This is a genomic window from Peribacillus sp. P4_C12 (assembly GCF_056402095.1).
Genome location: NZ_JBFUIB010000167.1, coordinates 1 through 7402, shown reverse-complemented (window position 1 = coordinate 7402; position 7402 = coordinate 1). Strand labels below are relative to the sequence as shown.

Annotated in this window: 7 protein-coding genes and 1 pseudogene; 1 reads left to right on the top strand and 7 read right to left on the bottom strand. The window is 38.3% G+C overall.

Going from position 1 to position 7402, the window contains the following annotated elements; genetic code table 11:
* From AC1DUW_RS17375 to argC, 6 genes and pseudogenes are all read right to left on the bottom strand, one after another.
* A pseudogene (locus AC1DUW_RS17375) lies at positions 1-209 on the bottom strand (carbamoyl phosphate synthase preATP-grasp domain-containing protein); the annotation flags it as partial.
* A complete protein-coding gene (locus AC1DUW_RS17370; RefSeq protein WP_053344978.1) occupies positions 202-1284 on the bottom strand; it encodes a carbamoyl phosphate synthase small subunit in 1083 nt (360 codons plus the stop codon). The gene AC1DUW_RS17370 and the pseudogene AC1DUW_RS17375, both read right to left, overlap by 8 nt.
* Positions 1285-1365: 81 nt before the next feature.
* Positions 1366-2517, bottom strand: a complete 1152-nt coding sequence (locus AC1DUW_RS17365) for an acetylornithine transaminase (protein WP_477643064.1) — start codon at positions 2515-2517, stop codon at positions 1366-1368.
* Positions 2517-3287 carry an acetylglutamate kinase gene (gene argB / locus AC1DUW_RS17360; protein WP_201221671.1) on the bottom strand — a complete coding sequence of 257 codons (771 nt, stop codon included), beginning with the start codon at positions 3285-3287 and terminating at the stop codon, positions 2517-2519. Before argB ends, AC1DUW_RS17365 begins: the two co-directional genes overlap by 1 nt.
* Before the next feature lie 15 nt (positions 3288-3302).
* Entirely contained in the window at positions 3303-4535 is a 1233-nt protein-coding gene (argJ, locus tag AC1DUW_RS17355; RefSeq protein WP_053344975.1) for a bifunctional ornithine acetyltransferase/N-acetylglutamate synthase, read from the bottom strand.
* A gap of 18 nt (positions 4536-4553) precedes the next feature.
* Positions 4554-5588, bottom strand: a complete 1035-nt coding sequence (gene argC, locus AC1DUW_RS17350) for an N-acetyl-gamma-glutamyl-phosphate reductase (protein WP_053344974.1) — start codon at positions 5586-5588, stop codon at positions 4554-4556.
* Between the two features lie 236 nt (positions 5589-5824).
* On the opposite strand from argC, the gene AC1DUW_RS17345 reads away from it, so the two are divergent.
* Positions 5825-6514, top strand: a complete 690-nt coding sequence (locus AC1DUW_RS17345; protein ID WP_083450672.1) for a Crp/Fnr family transcriptional regulator — start codon at positions 5825-5827, stop codon at positions 6512-6514.
* Between the two features lie 372 nt (positions 6515-6886).
* Here AC1DUW_RS17345 and AC1DUW_RS17340 read toward each other — a convergent pair.
* Positions 6887-7402: GTP 3',8-cyclase MoaA family protein (locus AC1DUW_RS17340; RefSeq protein WP_477643063.1), on the bottom strand; the 516-nt coding region annotated here is incomplete at its 5' end.

Genomic DNA, 7402 nt, shown 5'->3' with positions numbered 1-7402 from the left:
GTTAAAGGTTCGAAATAGACAGCATCCGCGTTCATAACATCCGTCATAATCGTTGCAGGATTGTTGTTAAACAGGATGACTTTATATCATTCCTCTTTTAAAGCGAGGCAGGCCTGTGTACCTGCATAATCGAATTCAGCAGCCTGCCCTATTACAATCGGCCCTGAACCAATTACTAAAATAGTCTGTATCGTGTTGTCCTTAGGCATATGCTTTTTCTCTCCCGCTATATTCATTTATCATTTGTAAAAAGTCGTTAAACAATAGTGAGCTTTCTATCGGTCCTGGATTCGCTTCAGGGTGGTATTGAGTCGTAAATATCGGTAAATCTTTATGCATAAGTCCCTCAACGGTACTATCATTCACATTCCGGAAGCGAACTTGAAGTGATGTTCCTTGTAAGCTTGGCTCATCCACTTCATAGCTATGATTTTGAGAACTCATATACACCTTTTTCGTTTTCAAATCGACCACGGGCTGATTCGCACCGCGATGTCCAAACAGCATTTTTTTTGTATTTCCCCCAAAAGCAAGGGCCGTTAATTGATGACCTAGGCAGATGCCCATTGTAGGAAAATTCGTAATGATTTTCTTAATATTTTCCAATAGATATTCAAGCTGTTTTGGATCCCCAGGCCCATTTGAAAGCAAAATACCATCCGGATTCAAGTCCTTGATATGTTCGAATTTAGTATCAAAGGGAACGACTGAAACTCGGCACCCCTGTTCAAGCAATGAATTTAATATGGATTTTTTATAACCAAAATCCATCATTACAACGTGTTTGGAACCTTTCCCGAAGCTTTCAATCTCTTTAGTAGAAACTGCGGCTACGTGCGCTTCTAAATCATTCAAACTGGATTCGAATGTGAATGCAGTTTCTGCTGTGATGGCTGCCTGCATGGAGCCTTCTTGTCGTATATTTTTAACTACCGCTCGCGTATCCACATGACTCAAAAGAGGGATGTTCCATTTGTCTAAATATTCAGCAATGGAATATTTAGCTTGATAATGAGAATGGCTCATATTTCCTTCATATACAATAACACCGGCAACATGCGGCTTCTTACTTTCGAAATCATTTTCATTAATTCCATAATTTCCGATTAAAGGATATGTGAAAATGACAATTTGGTCCTTATATGAAGGATCTGTCAATACTTCTTGATATCCGGTCATTCCTGTAAAAAAGACAATCTCTCCAGTGATTGCTTTTTTAATTGATTTAGTCAACAGTTCCCCTTCAAAGACGGAACCATTCTCTAAATGTAGATAGTTTTTCATGTTCTTCACCTCTGTAGATGACGTATATTTATATATAGAATAGCATAATTATTCATTTTATTCTATAAAAATTCATTAAATTTAGATTGTTTGTTTTATTGCTAATACTTTTTTTATTTTCTTAATTGCAGTATCAATCCCTGATTTAGTCGCTGTCAGAGGTGGAAGTAAACGAAGAACATTAGGTCCTGCACTTAATACGAGTAGGCCATCTTCTTGAAGCTCCATTAAAAACGACTGAACATCTTGTTTGCATTCGATCCCGACCATCATCCCAAGTCCACGAATTTCTTTTACTTCTTCTGAATCCTTTAATGCCTTTGTCAATTCACATTCAAGGTATTCAGCTTTTTCCACGACTTCTTTTAAGAATCCCAATTGGAAAATTTCTTTTAAAACAGCTTCTGCTGCTGCAACACTTACCGGATTACCGCCAAAAGTGGATCCATGGCTTCCAGCACTAAAGAATTCTGACAACGTTTCTTTGCCAATCATCGCCCCGATAGGTAGACCATTTCCTAGCCCCTTAGCCGAAGTAATGATATCTGGTTGGATATTAAAATGCTGAAATGCAAATGGTTTGCCTGTACGGCCAATTCCCGTTTGTATTTCATCGATAATAAGAAGTGATCCGTATTTTTTACATTGAGCTTGAATTGCGTCCAAATACGATTGCTGAACAACATGAATGCCGCCCTCTCCTTGAACTACTTCGATCATTACCGCTGCCGTATCCTCATCTACTGCAATTTCTAAAGCATCGTTGTCATTGAATGGCACATATTCAAACGAAGCTAGCATCGGCCCGAAACCAATCTTGATTTTTTCCTGTCCCGTTGCTGCCATCGTTGCAAATGTACGGCCGTGGAATGACTGCAGACATGTGACAATTTTACTTTTTCCTGTAGCTTTACGAGCAAGTTTGATAGCTGCCTCATTTGCTTCAGCGCCGCTGTTGGCAAAGAAAACTTGACCTAATCCTGAGGCATCTACTAGCATTTTTGCTGTCCGTTCCTGTAAAGAACTTTGAAACATATTCGATACATGCCAGTATTTATTAAGTTGCTCCGTAACAGCCTTTTTCACCTTTTCATGACTATGGCCAAGGTTTAAAACTCCGATTCCCGATGTAAAATCAAGATACTCCTTACCTTTTGTACTGATAAGTTTCATCCCATTCGCTGTTTCCGGTTCAATGTTCCACCTTGCATATGTAGGAAATAAAGAACTCATTAAAATACCCCTTCTTCCTGTAGAAATTTCGTTCCGATAAATTGCCCGTTTTCATAGAAGTGATCCTTGCCGCTTACAATCATCACTTTCTCAACTCCTTTATTCAACACCGACAATGCTGTGTTAACTTTCGGAATCATACCGCCATAGATACTGCCATCTGTAATTAAAGCCTGTGTCTCCGTTTCAGTCAGTTTTTCGATAATCTGCTGATTCTTTAAGACCCCTTTAACGTCTGTGACAAATAAGCACATTTCAGCCGAGAGTGCCTTCGCTACAGAACCTGCAGCCATATCCGCATTCACATTTAACTTATTTCCATCTTCTGTAGTCGAAATCGGTGTCAATACCGGGCAATAGCCTTTTTCAAATAGAAGTCCAAGTAATTCCGTATCGACTTGATGAATCTCACCAACAGCCCCTAGCTTCTTTTCATCAATATACTCACCAGTCAGGATTCCGCCGTCCGAACCATTTAGACCGACAGCCTTAATACCATGTGCCTCCAATTTATGGACGAGACATCGATTAGATTTGCCTGCCAACATCAGTTCTACAACTTCCAATACTTCAGTAGTCGTTTTTCTTAAACCATTTTCAAAGACCGGTTCAATTTCATATTTTTCAAGCATCGAATTGATATCAGGGCCGCCTCCATGAACAAAGACAATCTGGTAACCGCGGCTTTGTAACTCTTTAACACTTGTAAAAAACGACTCTGATAACTCGTTAATAATACTACCGCCGCACTTTATGACAAGAATGTTCACTCTTTTCAACACCCCTTATGATCGATAACTTCCGTTTATTTTTACATAATCATAGGTTAAATCACAGCCCCATGCCGTTCCTGATTCATTACCATCTTTCAAGTAAACATTAATGATAATACTTTCATTTTCCAAGTATGCCTTTGCATCTTCCTCAGAAAACTGTATAGGCTCGCCATCTTTCAATACAATGATTTCACCAAATGAAATTGTTGTTTGTTCCGGTTGGAACCCTACTCCGCTTCGACCCATTGCAGCAATAATACGTCCCCAGTTTGCATCCGCTCCAAAAGCAGCCGTTTTCACTAAATTTGAACCAACAATCGTTTTCGCCATCATTTGTGAATCTTGTTTGGAATTCATGCCATGGACATTCACTTCAATTAATTTTGTCGCGCCTTCTCCGTCTTTCGCAATTTGTTTAGCTAAATTTTCAGAAGTCTGTTTTAATAATTCCAAAAATACAGACCATTCTGGGTGCGTATTTGTCAAAGGTTCATTTCTTGCTGCTCCATTTGCTAGGACCAGCACCATGTCATTCGTCGAACAATCACCGTCAACAGTTATTTGATTAAATGTATCATTCGTTATAGAAGATAACGCTTCCTGTAAATCATTCGGTTCAATGACAGCATCCGTTGTAATGAAACCGAGCATTGTAGCCATGTTCGGATGAATCATCCCTGACCCTTTCGCCGCTCCGCCCATTTTCACGCATTTACCATCAATGAATGTTTCATAACCGCAACTTTTAGTTACTATATCCGTTGTTAAAATAGCAGTACCAAAGTCTTCAGCAGCTTCAGCTGTATCTGTTGGCTCCAATAAATCTATGCCGTTTTTAATTTTATCCATTTCCATAAATTCGCCAATAACTCCAGTTGAAGCAACTGCAAATGAATGATCTTCCAAGCCGAACTTTTGAGCAGCAAGCTTTCTCATTTCAATAGCATCCTTTAACCCTTGCTCTCCAGTACAAGCATTCGCACATGCACTATTAACTACTATGCCATGAAGCTTTCCAGTAACTGCTATGCTATCCTTCGTTACATTGATTGGAGCCGCTTGAACTACATTTTGTGTATAAACCGCAGCGGATGATGCTGCAGTTTCTGTATAAATAATTCCAATGTCTTTTTTTGAGTAGCGCAACCCTGCATGAGCGCCTGAGGCTTTGAACCCTTTAGGCATTAAGATGTTTCCTTCTTGAATTTGTTTGATTTCTTCAACTGGCTGTAGTGTATTCATTATTTACCTCCAATAATTTTACGGATATAGTGGGCTGCTCCATAGTCCTGCTGTTTCCTCTAGCCCCATTAATATATTTGCATTTTGAATGGCCTGCCCTGCAGCACCCTTTACTAAATTATCAATAACTGAAACAATCGTTACCTTACCTGTTCTTTCATCATATGCGACGCCTATATCACAAAAGTTGGAACCATACACTTGTTTCGTAGACGGGAATCGATCAAGCGGCTGTACCCGGACAAATGGATGATCCTCATAAACAGTTTCATACAAATCTCTTAGTTCAGCTGTTGAAGTCTGCCGGTTTACCTTAATATACATCGTAGCCATGATACCCCTAGTCATAGGAACAAGATGGGTATTAAATGTTATAGGTTGTAAATCTGATGACCATCTTCCAAGCTGTTGTTCGATTTCCGGTATGTGTTGATGCTGATTCACTTTATATATTTTAAAGTTTTCATTCATTTCACTGTAATGTGTAACGGATGAAAGTGATTTTCCTGCCCCGGACACTCCGGATTTAGCATCAATAATGACATCTGTGGCTGTAGCCCATCCTTCTGTGAATAAAGGAGCAAGACCAAGTAATGCAGCAGTTGGGTAACATCCTGGATTCGCAATAATAGTTGATTCTCTAATTTCTTCAGCATTCCATTCAGCCAATCCGTATACAGCTTTTTCAATAATATGCTGAGGCGCGGCTGTTTTTTTATACCAGTGTTCATATTCACCTGGAGTTTGAAGCCTAAGATCCCCTGACAAATCGATTACTTTAATATTAAGGTCGGAAAATTCCGAAATTAATTGTGAGGAAACACCCGAAGGAGTAGCAAGAAAAACAATATCAGATTTTTTTGCAATTGCTTCCGGGTCAATTTCTTCTAATTTATCTTTCATATGCATTAAATGTGCATTTTCTTCATATAAACTTCGACCAAATTGGGATGACGTATGCAGTGATTTTATTTTCAAATGAGGATGATTATTCAGGAATCTTATCAATTCCACTCCTCCATACCCTGTTGCGCCTACTATTGATACGTTCACAAAAACCATCTCCTAGATTTTAAGTCCCTGCAATTCTTTGATTCTATTATTATAAGACTGAATAAAAATAAAATCAAATGTATTTTTATAAAATTCTAAACTTAAATTTTAAAAACAAGTTCCACTGCGAAAACTTCTAGTTTTATCCAAAGTTGTTGACTACTAGTGTTTTTTCCGTTTAAATCAAATAAGGTAGTAACTGAGTTATAACGGTATCTGAAAGGCGGTTGTAATAAATGAACGAATTTACGTTATCTAATCGAATGCATGCATTTTTTGATAATAGACATCATGTTAAACGTATAGAAAAAGGGTGCCTCCTTTTTCAGGAGAACACCCTTGCTAGTGATTTGTATTACATTTTAAAAGGCAAAGTTGAAGTGAGTAAGGTTGTTCCAGACGGTCGAGAATTGACAATGCGTATTTGTTCAGAGAATGACCTAGTTGGAGAAACTGTCCTTTTTTCTCAGAACCCTAAATATATGATGAATGCAAAAATGTTAGAAGATGGTGTTGTAGCGGTTATTTCTAAAGAATTATTAGAAGAGAAAATCGCGTCGGATAGTCATCTTGCAGTTGAAATGATGACATGGTTATCCGCTCAAAATCGTAAAAATCAGGCTAAATTCCGCGATATGCTCCTGCACGGTAAGAAAGGCGCATTTTACTCCACTCTCATTCGCTTATCAAATAGCTATGGTACTGAAGTTGAAGACGGTATAGTCATCACTCTTCCCTTTACAAACCAAGAGCTTGCTAATTTTTGCGGCACATCCCGTGAGGTAGTCAATCGAATGCTCTCTCAATTAAGAAAAAACAATGTAGTTTCTATTAAAAAAGGACGCATTAAGATACTTAACCTTGAGTATTTAAAGCAGGAAATTGACTGTGAAAATTGCCCAATAGAAATCTGTACTATCGAATAACCCCCCGCCCTCCATAATTAGCAGAGAATACTTCATGTACTGACCAGTACCTTAAATATATATGTAAGGGATTAGATTCATTTTAAAGTCCTTGCTCATCTCTTTCTTTACTGGGTCATTTGATTTATTTTTACTTTAATAAAAATGGATAGTTATTATGATATAGCATTATGAAAATGTATAAATTTAGTATAAAAATACATTTAAGCTAAATTAATTCAAATCAAGACAGGCATTCATGGCCTTCCAACTATACGTAAGAAAATACGGGATGGCATAGTTGCCATCCCGTATTTTCTTATCTATAGACTCTTCAATCACAATAATTTCACATAGTTAAATAAATCATTGTTCTTCTGAGCTCTTTGAAAGTTAGCCGCCAATAAATGACATTTCTATTTTTTCCTGTTTCTTTCTCGTTCCGGCAGCCCGCTCATCTGAATAGCGGTCGTCTCTATGGTTCCAAAGTGAAATGATAAAGTCAGTCAATTCTTCATCTGACATCTCTGAACGAAGCAATGACTTCAAGTCATGTCCTTTTCCATTAAATAGGCATGTATATAAACTGCCATTAGCAGAAAGACGAGCACGGGTGCAGCTTGAACAAAAAGACTCAGAGACGGATGTTATGAAACCTACTTCGGTAGTCGTCCCCTTATAGCGGAAGCGCTTCGCGACTTCTCCAAAATAATCTTCTTCCACCGGTTCCAGCTCGAATTCAGCCTGCAGCATTTCGAGCAATTCTTTTTTCGTAATGACGTTTTTCAACTGCCAGCCATTTGTATGCCCAACATCCATGAATTCTATATAACGTAATTGAATACCCTCTTCTTTGCAAAAACGGGCCATCGGCAGGATTTGAGATTCATTGGTTTCTTTTTTAACAAC